This window comes from Urechidicola sp. KH5, from assembly GCF_054661455.1.
In genome coordinates this window covers 731,043-749,220 of the sequence record NZ_BAAFSW010000002.1, presented here as the reverse complement: position 1 = coordinate 749,220, position 18,178 = coordinate 731,043, and the positions used below count along the sequence as shown (strand labels likewise).

At 33.6% G+C, this 18,178-nt stretch carries 11 protein-coding genes; all 11 read left to right on the top strand.

The genetic code is table 11. The features are described from left to right. Window positions 1-82: 82 nt before the first annotated feature. The 11 genes from ACYQ5R_RS07950 (at window position 83) to ACYQ5R_RS07900 (ending at window position 18,124) form a co-directional block, all read left to right on the top strand. On the top strand, window positions 83-1,498 hold the full coding sequence (locus tag ACYQ5R_RS07950) for a hypothetical protein (protein ID WP_460190387.1): 1,416 nt from the start codon (window positions 83-85) through the stop codon (window positions 1,496-1,498). A 24-nt stretch (window positions 1,499-1,522) separates the two neighbouring features. Further along, entirely contained in the window at window positions 1,523-2,554 is a 1,032-nt protein-coding gene (locus ACYQ5R_RS07945; RefSeq protein WP_460190386.1) for an alpha/beta hydrolase family protein, read from the top strand. Between the two features lie 57 nt (window positions 2,555-2,611). After that, the gene (locus ACYQ5R_RS07940) at window positions 2,612-4,522 is read left to right on the top strand and encodes a LamG-like jellyroll fold domain-containing protein (protein WP_460190385.1); all 1,911 of its coding nucleotides are present in this window, start codon (window positions 2,612-2,614) and stop codon (window positions 4,520-4,522) included. 1 nt (window position 4,523) lies between these two features. Then, complete coding sequence (locus ACYQ5R_RS07935; RefSeq protein ID WP_460190384.1) at window positions 4,524-5,453, top strand: alpha/beta hydrolase; 930 nt, start codon at window positions 4,524-4,526, stop codon at window positions 5,451-5,453. An 85-nt stretch (window positions 5,454-5,538) separates the two neighbouring features. Next, window positions 5,539-6,741, top strand: coding sequence for a carboxypeptidase-like regulatory domain-containing protein (locus ACYQ5R_RS07930; RefSeq protein ID WP_460190383.1), 1,203 nt, complete (start codon window positions 5,539-5,541; stop codon window positions 6,739-6,741). A gap of 445 nt (window positions 6,742-7,186) precedes the next feature. Further along, window positions 7,187-7,318 (top strand): hypothetical protein, encoded by a 132-nt coding sequence (locus ACYQ5R_RS07925; protein ID WP_460190382.1) that lies wholly within the window; start codon window positions 7,187-7,189, stop codon window positions 7,316-7,318. Between the two features lie 193 nt (window positions 7,319-7,511). Continuing rightward, on the top strand, window positions 7,512-10,925 hold the full coding sequence (locus ACYQ5R_RS07920; RefSeq protein ID WP_460190381.1) for a carbohydrate binding domain-containing protein: 3,414 nt from the start codon (window positions 7,512-7,514) through the stop codon (window positions 10,923-10,925). A 159-nt stretch (window positions 10,926-11,084) separates the two neighbouring features. Continuing rightward, window positions 11,085-12,467: a sulfatase-like hydrolase/transferase gene (locus ACYQ5R_RS07915; protein ID WP_460190380.1), complete on the top strand. Its 1,383-nt coding sequence runs from the start codon at window positions 11,085-11,087 to the stop codon at window positions 12,465-12,467. Window positions 12,468-12,474: 7 nt separating this feature from the next. Then, a complete protein-coding gene (locus tag ACYQ5R_RS07910) occupies window positions 12,475-14,463 on the top strand; it encodes a beta-galactosidase (RefSeq protein ID WP_460190379.1) in 1,989 nt (662 codons plus the stop codon). After that, window positions 14,464-16,542 (top strand): hypothetical protein, encoded by a 2,079-nt coding sequence (locus ACYQ5R_RS07905; RefSeq protein WP_460190378.1) that lies wholly within the window; start codon window positions 14,464-14,466, stop codon window positions 16,540-16,542. Between the two features lie 10 nt (window positions 16,543-16,552). Next, window positions 16,553-18,124, top strand: coding sequence for a sulfatase (locus tag ACYQ5R_RS07900; protein ID WP_460190377.1), 1,572 nt, complete (start codon window positions 16,553-16,555; stop codon window positions 18,122-18,124). The last annotated feature ends 54 nt before the right edge of the window (window positions 18,125-18,178 follow it).

Genomic DNA, 18,178 nt, shown 5'->3' with positions numbered 1-18,178 from the left:
ATGACTTAACAGACTATGGGCTCATCTTTATGTAGGATTATCAACCTTTTTTAGAATTTAAAAAAACTCTCATATTTTTCCAATGAACAGCTTTATAAAACTAACCATAATATCACTATTTATTTTAAGGTCTTTCTCAATTGTTGCTCAGACATCAAATAATAAAATTACCGTATTTACAGATTCAATCAAATGGACAATTAGCGATTATTTAGTTGGCATGCACTCCGTATACTCGAATGATGCAGATGCATTCTATCAAGATGATAAATTTGCCAATTGGATGAAAGATACAGGTATTAACATTATGCGTTATCCTGGAGGTTCAATTGTTAAATATTGGGATTGGGAAAACCCAAATGGGATTGCCAATAAAGACTCATGGGATCCAGATTACAGCGATTCAAATAAACCCGCTGCTGATTGGATGAGCCTAGATGAATATATCTCACTTGTTAAAAAATCTGGCATTACTCCATTATTTGGAGTCAATATTACATCAGGGTATCGCTTTGACAAAGTTGAAGAGAGTGTAAATAGAGCTGTTAAAATGGTTGAGTATGTTAAGAGCAAAGGTCTTGATGGAGCCTTTTGGTACTTGGGTAATGAAGGTATGAATGGAGGACTTGAAAGCGAAGCTCATTTATTTGTAAAACATGCAAAGGCTATGAAGGCTATTGACCCTAATATTAAGTGCATGTTCAATCATAATAATCTAACTCCTAAATATTTAAAAGCGTATTTAAAAATTGCTGGAGACTATGTAGATATTGCAGAAACACATGGCAAATGGCCGTATGGAGGTAATCCAAAAAAATATACTCCAGGATCATTTGAAGAGTGGCAGGTAGAATCACCTTTAAGAGATAGAAAAAATCATAATAGAGCTTGGCGATTTGCTTTAAACGAATTAAAAGTTGCAGCTACAGAAGCTGGTTACCCAAATATAAAATTTGCAAATAATGAGTATGGAACTGCTAAAGCTTCTAATCTACTAAACTTTGATAAATACAGTTTAAATCTTTTGGTGATTGATATGCTTCAAGAACATTTCATTGGCAATTGGTACATGGCTTGTTATTGGTCAGTTATAAAAAAAACGAATGGCAATCTAACAGGGGTTGTAGATAAAAGTAATAACTATAAATACAACCCAATGCATTATGGATTTGAAATGCTTTCCAAGGCCCAGGGAGGTTTAATGCTAGAATATAAAGACAATGGCAACCCTTCTGTCTATGGTTTCGCATGCAAAAAAAATGGCGAATATCTAATATACATCATCAATAAATCTAACGATACACAAAATGTAGAATTCAGTTTTATAGGTAATTCAAATATGCAATTTATAGATGTAAAAACGCTTGTAAACACCAAAGACGGATTTGGCAAACTCATTCAGAAAAATAATAAAACAATACCTATCAGAAACTTAAAAAAACATAATGCAGAATTACCCAACATGTCTTACTCGCTCTTTCGCTTTAAAAGAATGTAAATAGTCAACAAGAAATACTTCAGAATGAAAACAAAAACATCTAATTACTATTTAATCTATATAATCTTATGCTTGCTTTGTTTAAATAACAACGCGGTAGCACAGAAAAATAGATATGGAATGAAATTAACTGAGAACAACAATGTTTATAAACTAACAGATGAAAAAAGAATCTGTAAAATAATTCCTGATGACTGTGCAAATTTACCGGAAGACATCCTTATTCCAAAAAAGTCATATACACCAATACTTATAAGTGCTGAAGCCTATAAAAACTGTACGACTTCTGAATATGTTTTTAAAGAATACCCTAATGAAAACTATGCACTTAAAATGGTTGTAGATATTCCCAAAACTCCTAAACAAAGTAGAGGCTACCCTTTTGTTATTTGGGTTCATGGTGGGGCTTGGGCTAATGGAAGTACTAATGCATTTAAAAATCAATCGCAATACTTCGCCTCAAAAGGTATTGCAGGAGTTAGAATTACCTATTCTCTAAAAAAACACGGAGGACATTTTGAGATGGGAATGCAGGAATTAGATGAAGCAGTTCAGTTTATAAAATCTCATGCAACTGATTGGGGGTTAGATATAAAAAATTTCGGATTTGCAGGCGGATCAGCAGGTACCCCGTTATCCTCTCTAGCAGCAATGAAATTTAGCGATAAAGGCTGCAAATTATACATAGGATGCAATGGGATTTATGATTTTATAAATAACCGTCAGGGGCGATTTTGTGGTGGTAAGACCCTAAAAAATAAATATCTCGAAAATATAACCGATTTGAATGCTATTTCAACGATCAACCATATTCCAAAAGACAAAAAACAAATTCCTGCAGTAGTTTTATTTCATGGTACTGCCGACACTACAATTTCTTATAATCAATCGGTTGCATTTCACAAAATGATAATTGCCCACGAAGGTTTATCAGAAATTCATTTATACCCTTTTTATGCACATGCTTTTTTCAATAAAAATGCCTCTGATGCATATGAAGATGTTACATTAAAGATGTTTGATTTTGCAAACAAAATATTTGAAAAATCTCGATAAATTGAGGGTATTACCTGTTTTACACCAAAAAAATAATTTAAAAAACTACAGATCAAAATGAGAAAAATTGATTTTATCCTAACATTATGCATTTCGGCACTATTTTGTCTACAAATAATCGCTCAAGATTCTTGGCGTTTTATCAATATTCCAGATTATCATAAATCTGAAGGTTTGAGTGTACAGAATGACGCTGAACTACAAAAACGAATTGAACAAATGCAACAAGGTTTTGTCAAGATGTACCAAAAACACGGAGGTGAATTAATAACAATTCCTGGAGATATTGTTAGTGGCCATTGGTACAACAAGAAATTCGTAAAACGCTTTACATCAGAACCAAAATTTACGAATTACACAACATCTCAAGTTGTTGCAGAAGCTTGTAAAAGAAGTTTTGGTGGATTAAAACAACTAATTCATAATTCGGGATATGAACACTTATTAGTTGCAGTTGGAGATCACGAAATTGGTGATAATCCTTGGGGAAAAGGGAAAGAAGTAGTAAAACACATTCCGACTTTTAGAGAAGAATTTGGAAAAGTATTTACAAAAGACGTGAATGGAAATTCTCGTTTTACTGAAAAAATAGGAAATGCTCCTGCAAGACCTATTGGTACTATCTATGAACACACCTCAAATTCAGTACAATACAAAAATGTATTATTTATCACACTAGATATGTTTCGCTTTGATGATGAAAATACTGTATTAGGAAATCAAGGTGTGGTTTCTGGTGATATTACAGGAGAACATTTAGCTTGGTTAACATTAGTTTTAAAAGAGGCACAAGCTATTAAATCAATAGATCATATTGTAGTGCAATCTCATTTACCAATCATTTATCCGGTAAGAAAATATGCAAGTAGTGGCATGCTGGTAGACGATAGAGAGAGTGAAAAAATTCTTGATCTATTTAGAACCTACAATGTTGATTTATATTTAGCTGGAGAGGTGCATATGAATACCTTAACTAAAGATGCTGAATCAGATTTAATTCAATTTGTGGGACGCGGTAATAACTTATCAAACTTAACTGCAATAGATGTTGAAAAAGACAAATTAACCTTAACAACTTTTCATGAAAATGGTGAAGAATTAGGGTACTTTGTAATAGATAAATCTACCTCTAAAACCAATTTTAAATCTTCCGGGTTATTAAATCCTGTAAATCCAAAAGGATTACAAATACATTGGAGTTTTGATGAATTGTTAGATGATACAAATTACAAAAGCAGTGTTGAAGGTATATTTCCTAAAATCGCGAAACAAAATAAATTGCTCAGTCAAATGAAGTCTCCTAAAGCATTTAATAATCACGGAGATTTTAATTACGACTATAGCTTAATTAATGAAGGTGTATCAATAGAAAGAGGTATGATTGGTAATGCTGCAAAAATCACTACTAATTCAAAATTATTTGTGCTACCTATCGGTCCGTTAGATGCCAATTATGAGCGCACACTTTCTACTTGGGTAAAAACAACGGCTAGTGGTAGACAAATCATTTTTAATTCTGCTTCATTCTGGGGCAAAGGGCAGTTCTTTAACATGAGCTTAAATGAAGGAAATCTCGAATTGGCATTAAGACCGAATTTGTACGCACATACCAAAGGATTGAATCTAAACGATGGTACGTGGCATCATCTTGCCATTGTTCTTCCTAAAAAGGATGGGACTCTTAACGACATTGAGTTCTACATTGATGGAAACATAATCGTTGATAAAGTATTAGAAGGTGCCAATGTTAAAATAAACACCTCTCAAGCCAATTGGATGTCTATTGCTACTCATATACCAGCATATAAAACAGATGTAGAAAAAAGCATGCAAATGAGTACCTATCAAGGCTTATTAGATGATTTCTGTATTTGGACACGAGGTTTAAAAGCCAATGAAATTAAGAATGTTTATGAAAAAGGATTAAAAGGTATCAGTGCTTTAGAAGTAGAAAATAAAGAGCAATAAAATGAAACATAAAGTATACTTCTTATTTTTACTCTATTGTTTTTCATTCACTATACAAGCACAAGAAGTTGTTCCTCTATGGTCTAATGAGAACATTCCTAATTATCAAAAAAGTGAGGAAAGTGAGTTCATCCCTAAGCGGAACATTATTTTTATTCAAAAAGTTCAAAAACCATCGCTAGAAATTTATTTACCTGCTAAACAGAACTCAAACGGAAAAGCAATATTAATACTTCCTGGTGGTGGATATTCTGGAGTTGCATACGATTGGGAAGGTACAGATTATGCTAAATGGCTAAATAGCCAAGGTTTTGCTGCTTTTGTATTAAAATACAGAATGCCACAAGCTGCTTCTGTAATCACTTCATATAAAGCTCCAATACAAGACGCTCAAAGAGCCATGAGATACATTCGCTATCATTCGGAAAGATTTTATATTCAAAAAAATCAAGTTGGAGTTATAGGTTCCTCTGCTGGTGGACACCTAGCTTCTACTTTAGGAACACATGTAATAAATTATTACACATCTAAAGATGATATAGATAAAGAAGCTTTTGAACCCGATTTTATGATGCTCATCTACCCTGTTATTAGTATGGAAAGTACTATAACACATAGTGGGTCAAGAAATGAACTTTTAGGAATATCGCCTAACATAAAATTGATACAACAATTTTCGAATGAACTAAATGTAAATAAAAATACTCCACAAACATTCATTATTCATTCTGGAAATGATAAGGTAGTTCCTATTGAAAATTCAATCCGATTCTATCAAAAACTTATCAAACATAATGTTCCCACAACCATGCATATATTTCCAAATGGTGGTCATGGATACAGCTTAGGACTTCGCAATTCTCATGCTCCAGATTGGACATCCTTAGCAAATGATTGGTTAAAAATACTAAAGACTACTTCAAATGAATAAAAATCTTTTAACTCTTAATCAAGATATTAACCTTATAAAAGGCAAACAAAATAGTAGTTTACTTCTATTAAAAAACAATTATAAAATGATTCAACATAAAATTATATTTAATAGAATAGTTTCATTATTATGTATACTCTTTTCGGTTATAAATATTAATTCACAAGAAAATAAAATTGAAATTGAAGGCGTAATTATTGATAATCAAGAACAACCACTTCCATATGTATCTGTTCACATTCCTACCAAACAAATAGGTACGACAAGCACAAATGAAGGGAGATTTTATTTAGCATTGAACACAAGTAACTTACAAGATACTTTAGTGTTTTCGAGTATGGGTTTCAATACGTATTCAATTAAAATTGATGACTACTTAAAACAAAACATTAGTAGTATTATTTTAGAAGAAGCAGTTACTAGTCTCGAAACTGTTGAAATTACAAGTGCCAGTAAAACTAAAGAATATGTTTTTGAAGCAGTAAAACAAGCCAAAAACACCTTTCTTACAGATAACCATCAATTAAATCTACTTTACCGTCGCGCATCTGTAGAACAAAATGTTTCTAAGTTTTTTGTTGAACAATATATGTCCATAATATACAAAGGGCCTATAAGTGCTATTACAAGATTGGAAGTAAACGAATCACGAAAATCTGCTGACTACCGAATTGCTCCGCAAAAACAATGGGATCACGCAGCGGTTTATATGATAAACTTAAACCCTATGACTGATTTTTACACTCCAATAAAAAAAATGAATTGGATTAAAATTGGGGATACCACTTATGATGGCGAAGATGTAATGATAGTAGAAGGTACTAAAGAAAAAGTAGATCGAGTAGGAACATTAACCACAACACTTTATATAGGTTATGACACATTCAATATCTATAAAATTGAAAGTTCCGCAGGAAAATGTGTCTATCAATATGTAAAAAATTCTGATGAAAAATTATACTTAAGTTATCACAAGAGAGAATATATAGGTAGAAAAAAGATTTCCGAATTTCATCAAAAAAACTTGGGACTTAACAAACCTCAAATACAATCTGCCATCCGACACGAAGCAATCATTTTAGGAGTTGTAACAGATAAAAAACAATTTACAGCAAAAGGATACGAAGAACACAACAAAGAGCTCAATGAGATTAATCTACCCTATAACTCAGAATTTTGGAATAATCTGAGTTTACCACCAGATACGGACTTTTATAAAAAAATAAAGGCAGAATTAGAAGCTAATTATGGTGTTCCTCTCGAATTGCAATATAAGGCTGTCAATTAAAAATATGTCAAATAAATCGAGCATCATAATTGCTGATTTGTGTACATCCATCATTTTAATTGCATGGAAAATAAGAAAGAAACAGCAGGTCTAGTAGCAATGCTGTTATATTCTCATGAAGGTTTTATAGCGTTACTTATTGCCTTCCTTCAGCTTGGATAAATATAGAAGTGTTTACGATTTAAAAGTATGTGGTAGATTTGAAGTTAATTTAAAATGGGAGTAAAGTAAATTTGGATCGACAATAGTTAAAAGTACTATTGACAAAGAATGAGAACCCTTTATTGTCAAAGCCTACGACATTGAGTTCTGCGTTGATGGTAACATAATCGTTGATAAAGTATTAGAAGGTACCAATGTTAAAATAAACACCTTTCAAGCCAATTGGATATCTATTGCTTCTCATATACCAGCATATAAAACAGATGTAAAAAAAAGCATGCAAATGAGTACCTATGAAGACTTATTAGATATTTTCTGTATTTGGACACGTGGATTAACTTCTAACGAAATTAATAAAATCTATGCACAAGGATTAGAGGGTATACCCGCTAGTAATCAGATAATTTCTGAATAAATATTGGTAATTCATAATCTTAATTTTTAGTTTAAAAAAGGGAACTTTTAAAATCAAATTGTTTTTCTAAAATAAATTTATCACTCGAACAAGAACACAACTACCTATAATATAGGTTTTTAACTTGTTTGACATGAATTGTTTTAGGAATAATTTGAAAAAATAAAAACTTTTCTAACTAAAAAATTGCATTATGAAAAAGAAAAAACATCTTTCCTTTTTGATGATTTGTGCTGTCATTTCAGTTCAAGCTTCCATGTTAAATATGAAAATTGAAGCTGAAAATACATCCTTAACATCAAACACCACAATTGTAAATAAAGAATTTGCATCTAATGGTTCTTTTGTAAAATTAAATAATTCAGAACCACAAGGTTCTTTAACATTTAATATTAATGTCAATTCAACTGACCTGTATAAATTACATGTGTATTCTTTTAATGGAGGAACAGTTGTAAACGCAAATCTGAGTATTAATGGAGGAGCTATTCAATCCGTGGTTTTACAGCCTTCAAATTGGGCCTATCAAGAACAGGCAAAGCTGACTTTGCTAAATGTAAACCTAAATGAAGGGCTGAATTCTATTACCTTTAAAGCCACATCTAATTCAAACGTACTACTTGATTATTTTATAATTACCGAATATTTTAATGATTATTATGTTAGTTCAAGTGGTGATGATACGAATAACGGAAGTGTAAACACACCATGGAAAACTTTAGCTAAAGCAAGCGCTGTTGCAGCAAAAAGTAGTGGTGGTGGAATCCTAAATCCTGGAGATAGATTATTTTTTAAAAGAGGTGATTCTTTTGAAGGGAATTTTGAAGTTAAATGTGTTGGATCTGAAGAGAAACCCATAACCATTAGTAGTTATGGTGCTGGGGAGTTACCAGTAATATCAGGTTCTGGAAATATAGCCGGTGGAGATTATTTTGAAGCAATAAAACTTGTAAATGCATCTCATATTGTAATGTCTGATCTTTGGATTCAAAATGATCGAAAAAATAATACACGTTATACATTTGGTGAAACCAATAGTTACGGAATTCGTGTAGTCGCCAACAAATGGGGTGGAGTTTCTTCTGGATTAACATTCAGAAATCTAAAAATTTCTAATGTTTATGGAGTGAGTTTACCTGCAGAATTCAATGAACTGAGTGTAACTGGTCTTCGTTTTGAGTCTGAAATGAACGAGCCTAATGTAGAAGTAAGTATCAAAAATGTACTTATCGAGGATTCCTATTTTACCAAAATTGGAAAAGCAGGAGTTTGGGCTATTCATAAAGGATTAGAAAGCGGTAGCAATGATGCTGTTAACAGAAATGCAGATTTCATCATTCGTAACAATACCTTCTATAGAACAGGTGGTTCTGGTGTAATTCTCTCTAAAATGCTAAATGCTAGAGTAGAAAATAACGATTTTGACCATACGGGCTATAGCAATGGTATAGAGACAAGATTAGCAGGTCGCGGTAGTGGTATGTGGGTGTTTAAGTGTGTCAATATATTGGGTCAATACAATCGATCTGTAAGTGTAAGGGGGCCAAATGATTCTTATGGAATGCATATTGATTTTGGAAATAAAAATATTATCTACCAATACAATTATAGTGAAGATAGTGAAGGTGGATTTGTAGAAGTTTTAGGAGACAACCACAATGTAGCTTACCGCTTTAATGTAAGTGTCAATGATGGTATAAGAGATTTTCACGGAAGTACTATATGGACTTCTGGATATGTTGGTACTGGTAATACACCTATACCGTCTGATGATGTTTATGTGTACAACAATACAATATTTTTAGGAGCAAATCAAAAACCTGATTTTTCTCTTTTTAGTGAAGATACTTATATCTACAACAATATCTTTATGCAAACAGGAAATGGAATTATTGGAGAAAATGTAGATATTGATATCCGAAATGGAGGAGAATTGGTGGTAGCGAACAATCTTTTTCATGGAAATATTAATTCTTCATTTTCTATTTTAGACACCTCTCCTATTAGTGGAAATCCTAATTTTGTGAATCAAGGAGCAACGAATAAAGAAGGCTATAAAATTTCATCAAATAGTCCTGTAATTGATGCTGGAAAGAATTTTCCAGAACCTAATTTTCCAATGGCAGGACAAGGAATCTTCTCTGATATTTCATTACATCCAACAGAGGATATGTACGGGAATACAATAGACATAGCAACGTTTTTACCAAATGTAGGAGCCGATAATAATTATAATAACTGGATAGATCCAACTAATATTCCAGTGACCGGAGTTACTATTTCAAATCAAAATGGAGTATTAATACCTGGAGATTCTCAAAATTTGACAGCTACAGTTTCACCTTTGGATGCTTTAAATAAAGCAGTAACGTGGTCTTGTAGTAACTCTTCTGTTGCAACAGTTGATGCAAACGGAAAAGTAACAGCAGTCTCAGTTGGGACAGCAATAATTACAGTTGAAACAAATGACGGAGGGTTTACTGCTTCAACATTAGTAACTGTCGATTCAGAGTTTTCCGTAACCTTAATGAATGGTGATTTTGAACAAGGATTAACACATTGGAATTCTTGGAACAACCCCACAGGAGTTGCTGGTGGTTATTACGGAGATGCAATTAAATTAACAGGGCCTTCATCCATTAATCAATGGGTAAAGGTTCAACCAAATACAACCTATACTTTATCTGCATACGCCAAGGTAGATGACCCACAAAATGATCGAGTAGTACTAGGAGTTAATAATCACAACAATAATGGTATTACCAATGCACAGATTTATGATACATCCTATACATTACATAAGTTAATGTTTACCACTAGCGCAGCTACCGATTCTATCAAAGTATTCTTTTGGAGACCTGGAAATGGCGTTGCTAGTTCCTATGTAGATGAAATGGTTTTGAAAGAAACTTCTTATGTGTTGAATAGCGATTTTGAGAAAGGCACTCATGCATGGACTAGTTGGGGGATTGCTACAGTGAATACAGTGACTTCAGGAATTTATGAAGGAAAACGTTCTTTGAAAGTAAGTGGAAATGGCGGTGCAAATCAGATCATAAAAACTAAGCCCAATACCAGTTATCAAGTGTCGTTCTATGCAAAAGTAGATAACCCTTCAGTACATGTAAATTTTCAAGCAGCTAGTTCTTCAGGAACAGTGTATGATGTCAAACAAATAACAAATACCTCATATACATATCATACCTTAAATTTTAAAACATCTGCTTCAGATGAAGATACTAAGATTGGATTTTGGAGACCTAATGGTTCCATTGGGTCAGCCTTTTTAGATAAAATTGAAATACAAGAGTCTTTAAATATACAAACCACCAATGAATCAAATTTTAAGACTCTAGCAAATTCAATAAAATGCGAAATTTATCCAAATCCTGCTAGAGATTTTTTAATTATTGAAACTCATGGGATTGAAAGTGAAATGAATGTAGAAATAAGAAATATATTAGGAAAGATTGTCTTAAATAAAAAGCTGAATACTATAAATAACTCTACAAATACAATCGATTTAAACAGCTTATCTGAAGGAATTTATATTGTCAATCTTATATCAAAACAATATAAAACAAAAGAAAAACTATTTATCCAATAATCGAAGTAGTGCATGTATCAACAACTTCCAACGATTCGTTGGAAGTTGTTTTATCTTACACACTAATAAAAGATAATTTTTGCTATTGTTTCGATAAATAAAAAGAATAAAGAGTTGATTAAAAAAATGTTCTTTGAAATAAAATAACTCTTATAAATAATGAAAAAATCGATTGTAACATTCTTCGCCCTAATTGCAGTACAAATATCAAGTTATTCGCAACAATCAGTCAAACCAAATCTCATTGTAATTATGACCGACGATATGGGTTGGGCAGATGTTGGATTTAATGGTTGTACGGACATACCTACACCCAATATAGACGTGATAGCTAACGAAGGTGTAAATTTTAACGAAGGTTATGTATCTTTTCCGGTTTGCGGACCAAGTAGAGCAGGATTTTTAACGGGTCGTTATCAAGACAGATTTGGTTTTACTACCAATCCCACTATAGATCCTAATAATCCAATTGCAGGTCTACCAGTTGAAGAAGAAACCATTGGAGAAATATTACATAAAGTAGATTATAACAATGCCATCATTGGAAAATGGCATATGGGTACACATCCTAATTTCCATCCACTAGAGCAAGGGTTTGACTATTTCTATGGATTCCTTTCAGGTGGCCATAATTACTTTCCTGATCAGTTAACGTTGAATGATTTATCCGAAGTATCTCAAAAATGGGAGTGGTATCGTACTAAAATTATCGAAAATAGAACCAAAGTAGAAACAGATGATTACTTGACTGATGAATTAACAGATGCAGCTGTAAACTATATCAATAAACAAGCCGAAAACAACCAACATTTTATGCTGTATTTGGCCTATAATGCACCGCATACACCAATGCAAGCAACAGAAAAATACTTAGCTCGTTTCCCTAATATTGAAGATAAAAGACGTAAAACCTATGCAGCAATGGTAAGTGCTGTTGATGATGGCGTAGGAAAAATTTTGGCTGCCTTAGAAAATCATAGAATTGATGAAAATACAATCATCGTTTTCTTGTCAGACAATGGAGGTGCAAAAAACAATGCCTCAGATAATGGTCCGTTTAAAGGCCGTAAAGGCGACTTGTTTGAAGGAGGTATTCGTGTACCATTTGCAATGCGTTGGAAAGGAACCATACCAGAAGGTCAGACTTATGAAAAAGCTATTTCTTCATTAGACATCTTAGCCACTATTGCAGACATTACAAATGCTGAGATTAGCACAGAACGACCTTTGGATGGTGTTAATTTAATTCCATATGTCACTGGAAAAAATAATGAAGAACCGCACGACTTTTTATTCTGGAGAAAATGGGAACAAAATGCCATGGCTATCCGAGATGCGCAATACAAATTGGTAGCCAATAAAAATAAAGACAAAACACCAACTGTGTTATACAATATAGAACAAGATAAAGAAGAAACGCAAGCAAATTCAGATAAGGAAGCTCAAAAGGCCTTAATGAAGGCTTGGAAAGCGTGGAATGCACAATTAAAAGACCGTGCTTTCCCGAGTCTAAAAGAAAAATGGTGGGATAACAAAAAATAAAACCATCATGAAAATCAACATAGTTTCCCAATTATTTTTAGCATTTTTATTAAGTGTATTCAGCAATTATTCCTCTGCACAAGTTTTAGATGCGTGCAGTCTAAATAAGGATAGTAAAACTGCTATAAATAAACTAGTTGAATTTAATTTTAGAGCGTGTAATCTCGATGTATCAAAAGACACCTATTTGGCATTTGATATTCAAAACAACAGTGGTAAGCAAATTATTGTAGATTTAAAATACCGTGGACCAAGAAAACATCTAGAAAATCAAGGACGCTATTTTGTTGACAACGGAGCAAAAGAAACATTAAAACTTATTTTATATCGAAAAAAACTCGATAGTTTGTCTGATTGGGAAAAAGACTTTTCTAAGGTGCGTGCTTTACCAGGAAATTATGTTAGACACTGGAATGCCTTTGATTTAAAGCAAATTAAATCTGTAGTGGTTAGTATTAAATCTAACGAAGGTGTTATTGCTCAAAACTCTGTATTTATTACAAAACCTAAAGGACTAGAGCCATTAGATTTTTTTAATAAAAAGTTCGCCGATGAGGCTTTGCCTTTTCTTGATGAAATGGGGCAATATGCCAATAGCAGTTGGGAAGGTAAATTAAATTCAAAAAGTGACTTGGCTCTTCAAGGAAAAACTGATTTAAAGACTTTTAAAAAGAGTTCATTTTCAAAAGATCGCTCGAAATTTGGAGGATTTCTAAATGGTCCTCAATTAGAAGCGAAAGGTTATTTCTATACAGCTAAACATAAAGGAAAATGGTGGTTTGTAGATCCCGAAGGATATTTATTTTGGTCTCAAGGAGTTACGGGAGCCGGAATTGGCAGTGCAACTTCTAGTGAGAATAGAAAACACTTATTTCCTGACTTTTCTATAGAGAAAGCAAGTAATTGGAAATTATTTGAAGACTCATTCAAAAGAAACAACATCAATTTTTATACCCTCAACCTAAAAAGAAAGTACGGTGAAAATTGGGAAGATCAACATCGTTTAGTGACTTCAGGTAGATTAAAATCTTGGGGGATTAATACCTATGGTGCATGGTCTAAAACAGAAAAAGGACAGCAACACCCTTACACCCTTATTATTCATCCAAGTAAGCAAGGCATCGGTAAAATTGAAAAAATGGTTGATCCGTTTTCTGAAGATTTCTACACTGATCTACAACAAAGAGTTAGCAGATTAAAGCATTATAAAAACGACCCTTGGTTATTAGGTGTATTTGTAAACAACGAACTGCATTGGGGTAATGAAATGAGTATTCCTATACAGGTTTTAAATCTTAAAAAATCAATACCTGCAAGAGCAGAAATGATTCGATTGCTCAAAAAAAAATACAAAAAAATTGACGCTTTAAATAAAGCTTGGAATGTGAATTTTGATTCGTTTAAAACAATAAAAGGTCCAGGTAAACAAAAATTTACGGATGCATTTTATACAGACATGCACACCTATTTTGAGCATTTTACAACAGCATATTTTAAAACAGTTCAAGAAGAATTAGAAGCGGTATTACCTAATCATTTATACTTTGGGAGCAGGTTTCATGGCAATGTAAAAAACAATACACGCATTCATAAAGTGGCATCTAGGTATTGCGATGTTATTAGTTTTAACATCTATGAATATTCTGTAAAAGGATTTAAGGTTTATACAGAAATTGACAAACCTGCAATTATTGGAGAATTTCATTTTGGTACTGGTTCGCATGGAGTTTGGGGTGTTGGACTAAGAAGTGCAACCGATTTAAAAAATCAGGCCCTATTGTATGAACAATACATGCAAGACGCTGTAAATCACCCACAATTTATCGGAGCTCATTGGTTTCAATGGAGTGATCAACCTGCAACAGGAAGAGGCGGCGATGGAGAAAACTTTAGAATTGGCCTTGTTTCTATAACAGACCAACCCTATGAAAATATGACAGAAGTAATATCTAAAGCGGCAAAATCAATTTTAAAAACGCGATTAATTCAAGAATAAATGAAGAAAGTAATTGCAGTAACAAGTGTTATAATTATTGGAACGCTGTTGGCCTTTTCAACAGGTGAGAAAAGACCAACTTCCAAAAATATCGTAGACTTTAGCAATGCTGATGCGGTAGCTAAATTCAATATTAAAGGAGCGACACCTACCGTTGCATCCAACGGATTAACACTTCGAATTCCAGCGAATACAGATAGTGAGGTTGTAATTAACGGAGCATGGGATTTTAGCGAATGGATTTACTTAACCACAATTCTAGAAAATCAGGGAGACGAAAAAGTACGTTTCGACCCTTATATGTCGGGGGAAATTGAAGGTAGAAAGTGGAGTAAGCCTTTATGGGATATAGGTTGGTTACATCCAAAAGAAACGCGACACTTCAATTCTTTACTCCTGCCTGATTATTCAACCAGGAAAAAGCATTACAAACAAATGCATGAAGATTTTCCGAATATGAGAGGAATGCCCGATGGCATCTCTTTCAAAAATTCGTTTGATTTAACGCTTGCCAATAAAATTACAATTAAGTTTCCTGCATCTGCTAAAACAAAAACTATTGTTTTAAAAGCTATCAATCTTAACAAGCCGTCAAAGTCAGAACTGTACCTCGAAAATCCGGAAGCCTTCTTTCCATTTATAGATGAATATGGGCAGTACAAATACGATAATTGGAAAGACAAATTTAAGTCTGATGAGCAATTTAAAGCTGCCATAGAAATTGAAAAAAGAGACCTAGCTAAGTATACAGGTTCAGCAGAATGGAACCAGTACGGAGGCTATTTACAGGGACCTCAACTTAAGAAAACAGGACATTTTAGAACTAAAAAAATTGATGGTAAGTGGTGGATTATTGATCCAGATGGTAAATTGTTTTGGAGTGCAGGTGTAAACTCAGGTGGTAATTTAGACGTAAATACGCCCTATGAAGGTAGAGAACATTTTTTTGATTGGTTACCAGCTAAAGACGATCCTGTTTATGGTGATTTTTATCGAAGAGGCGAATTTAGTTTTGGTAAGGCAAACCTTCATAAGAAGTATGGCGGATACAAACCTTGGCAATACACTAAACTTAGTTTACAACGTATGAAAAGCTGGGGCTTAAACACTTTTGGTGGATGGTCTGTTGAGACTGTTAAAGAACACCAACCCAAGGATCGCGTCCCTTATACAGCCTATGTTGGCACCATTAGTCCTAAATTAAATAGCAAATTTCCTGATGTTTTTGATCCTACTTGGGAAGAAAGCGTTCGCAAAAAAATTAAATGGAAAGCGGATAAGTTAAATGAAGATCCGTTTTTCTTCGGGTATTTTGTAGACAACGAAATGCATTGGTATGAGCCAAACATTATGGCACAACATATACTGCAAAACAAACCACAAAATCATGGTAAAAAGACCTATATCAATCGTCTAAAAAAACAACTTTCCATAGCAGAATTTAATGCAAAAACAAAAAGCGATTTTACAGATTGGAATGCCGTTTTAAAAAACACTGCTAAAATTAAAAACATCGGAGCTTTAGAGCAATTTAATATTGTCTATTACGAAGATATGTGTCATATCTATTTTAGCACCATTAAAAAGGCTATTAATGAACTTTCACCTGGGAATTTATATTTGGGATGCCGATGGCATGTTGATGGACAACACCGCAATAAATACAATGTGCCAATTGGAATGCAGTATTTAGATATTATTTCATTCAATCAATACGATAATGAGTTAGATACATTTGCGTATCCTGGTAAAGACACTTTAGACAAACCGTACATGATTACCGAATTCAATTTTGGAGCTTTAGATTCTGGTAAATTCTACCCGGGATTAGGCGTTGCTGCAGATCAAAGAAATAGAGGTGAGAAATACTGCAACTTTATAGAGAGCGCATTGAGAGACCCCAATTGTGTTGGTGCCCACTGGTTTATGTGGGGCAACTCTACTACTGCAGGCAGGAGTGTTGTTGGAGAAAATGCCAATTGCGGCTTGGTATCAGAAACGGATACGCCGTATTATGAATTGATTCAATATATGCGTAAAACAACATACAACCTATATCAATACAGAACATTACATTAATACGATTTTAATGAAAAAATTAATTACTATCAGCTTTTTACTACTGACCGTTTTTACTTTACAAGCACAGGAACAACCAAATGTTTTAATGATTGTTCTTGATGACCTTAACAATTTTGTAGGTGTAATGGGAGGGCATCCACAAGCTAAAACACCCAATATTGACAAGTTAGCAGACGAGGGTGTCTTGTTTAATAATGCACATTCTAATGCACCTATTTGTATTGCATCAAGAGCCAGTTTTATGACAGGTGTTAGTCCTATAACTTCTAAATTCTGGGGTTTTGGCAATTGGCTCAAAAATGATATGCTAATGAATTCTAAAACCTTACCAGAGTATTTTAGAGAAAATGGTTATCAAACCATACAGACTGGTAAAGTTTTTCATGCGAATAAAAAAGGAGCCTATGATAACGATGGTATTGTAGCCGATTACGGTCCGATGGCGTATAATGGTAAAAAAGCCGCTATACATCCTTCTAACCCACCAGAAATGCTAGAGTTGGGACCATTAGATGCTACCTTTGCTCCTTTATCTGATGTACCAGATGTTAAAGCTGCTACTAATACACCAGGTTATAGCGGTTGGTACAACACCCATCGGAAAACAAAGGGTCCATTTCACTACAATTCTGAAGAAGACCGTGATCTCCTGACTGATGAGAAAAGTGCACAATGGGCGGTAGAAAATCTTCAAAAATTGGCTTCAAAAAATAATGGTGAACCATTTTTTATGAGTGTAGGTTTTATCAGACCTCACACCCCATTGGTGGTGCCTCAAAAATATTTTGATATGTTTCCTTTAGACGAAGTTCAAATTCCCTTTATAAAAAAGAATGATCGAGAAGATACCAAATTAGCGAATAACTCGGATAAAGAATCACGCGGAAGAAAAGCATATAGAACACTTACCGAATCTAGTCTTTACTCCGATGCCGACGAAGCATTAAGAACGTATACTCAGGCATATTTAGCCAGTATAGCCTTTGCTGATGACATGGTTGGTATTGTACTAGATGCACTCGAAAACAGTACATTTAAAGACAATACTGTTGTGGTGTTATTTAGTGACCACGGGTATAATATTGGTGAAAAAGAGTACTTGTTTAAATACGCATTATGGGAACAAAGCACACAAGTACCTTTAATTATCAGGCACCCTTTGTATAGAGAAACTGCGGGTAGCAAAGTATCGCACCCAGTTGGTTTAATTGATATTTATCCTACGCTTGCTGAAATAGCTGCTTTAAAAGGTGAAACGAAAATAAGCACAGCTGGTGCAGGATTAAATGGCTTTAGTTTGGTAGACTTCTTAAAAGACCCAAACGCCAAATGGCAAGGTCCTGATGTAGCCATAAGCGTTATTACTAGTTGGAGATCTAAAGAAGCATCTAAACAGCATTTATCTGTGCGCTCTAAAGATTATAGATATACACGCTACTTAAATGGAGATGAAGAATTATATGACCATACAAATGATCCGCATGAATGGAATAATCTTGCCAATGATAAGCAATATAAAAAAATAAAAGCAGCGCTGGCTAAACAACTAGAAGCTGAGCTAGAACGATTGGCACCTTAATTTAATAAAAAAAGCACCCGATTGGGTGCTTTTTTTATTAAATACCATAACCTA

What these genes read in the sequence shown, in the direction of transcription:
- ACYQ5R_RS07915 (WP_460190380.1), top strand. Translation starts at nt 11,085, where the DNA reads ATGAAAAAATCGATTGTAACATTCTTCGCCCTAATTGCAGTACAAATA.
- ACYQ5R_RS07950 (WP_460190387.1), top strand. Translation starts at nt 83, where the DNA reads ATGAACAGCTTTATAAAACTAACCATAATATCACTATTTATTTTAAGG.
- ACYQ5R_RS07900 (WP_460190377.1), top strand. Translation starts at nt 16,553, where the DNA reads ATGAAAAAATTAATTACTATCAGCTTTTTACTACTGACCGTTTTTACT.
- ACYQ5R_RS07920 (WP_460190381.1), top strand. Translation starts at nt 7,512, where the DNA reads ATGAAAAAGAAAAAACATCTTTCCTTTTTGATGATTTGTGCTGTCATT.
- ACYQ5R_RS07945 (WP_460190386.1), top strand. Translation starts at nt 1,523, where the DNA reads ATGAAAACAAAAACATCTAATTACTATTTAATCTATATAATCTTATGC.
- ACYQ5R_RS07930 (WP_460190383.1), top strand. Translation starts at nt 5,539, where the DNA reads ATGATTCAACATAAAATTATATTTAATAGAATAGTTTCATTATTATGT.
- ACYQ5R_RS07925 (WP_460190382.1), top strand. Translation starts at nt 7,187, where the DNA reads ATGAGTACCTATGAAGACTTATTAGATATTTTCTGTATTTGGACACGT.
- ACYQ5R_RS07905 (WP_460190378.1), top strand. Translation starts at nt 14,464, where the DNA reads ATGAAGAAAGTAATTGCAGTAACAAGTGTTATAATTATTGGAACGCTG.
- ACYQ5R_RS07910 (WP_460190379.1), top strand. Translation starts at nt 12,475, where the DNA reads ATGAAAATCAACATAGTTTCCCAATTATTTTTAGCATTTTTATTAAGT.
- ACYQ5R_RS07935 (WP_460190384.1), top strand. Translation starts at nt 4,524, where the DNA reads ATGAAACATAAAGTATACTTCTTATTTTTACTCTATTGTTTTTCATTC.
- ACYQ5R_RS07940 (WP_460190385.1), top strand. Translation starts at nt 2,612, where the DNA reads ATGAGAAAAATTGATTTTATCCTAACATTATGCATTTCGGCACTATTT.